Source organism: Natronococcus sp., from assembly GCF_047921035.1.
In the GTDB taxonomy this organism is placed as follows: domain Archaea; phylum Halobacteriota; class Halobacteria; order Halobacteriales; family Natrialbaceae; genus Natronococcus.
The window spans coordinates 1-505 of sequence record NZ_JBLRWX010000280.1 but is presented as its reverse complement, the minus strand read 5'-3'; the positions used below and the strand labels follow the sequence as shown (position 1 = coordinate 505).

General features: G+C 49.7%; 1 protein-coding gene. It reads right to left on the bottom strand.

Annotated elements, in window-relative coordinates; all coding sequences use genetic code 11:
- The coding region (locus tag ACNA7R_RS20700) for a polysaccharide biosynthesis/export family protein (protein ID WP_416285405.1) at positions 1-505 on the bottom strand (505 nt) is incomplete at both ends.

The window sequence follows — 505 nt, the reverse complement described above, 5'->3', positions numbered from 1 at the left end:
TTGCCGACAAATCGCCGTTGCTTAATAAATCATCTATTCGAACGCCAAATTGATAATCGTCATCATCGATTTTTCGAATAATACTTGCTCTATTACCATCGGAAAACATTCCCAGACCGCCAACTTGGATCATCAAATCGAGTAAGGTCATGCCTTTTTTATAGGGAAAAGCTCTAGCGGTTCCGCTTCCACCCATACCGCCGCCCATACCTCCCATGCCGCCGCCCATACCACCGCCCATACCACCGCCCATACCTCCCATGCCGCCGCCCATGCCGCCGCCCATGCCGCTACCGGTCATGATAATTTTTACTTGCTGTTCGTAAATGCCCTGAAAACCGCCCACAATGATAGCAACTTGAGGATCTCTGACATATTCGCTCAAAATGACTTCCATTTCGCGCGCCAATTCGGACGGAGTTCTGCCAAGTGCATCGACATCGTCGATTAATGGCGTGGTTATCTTGCCATCTGGGCGAACAGTTGCTGTTGTCGATATTTCCGG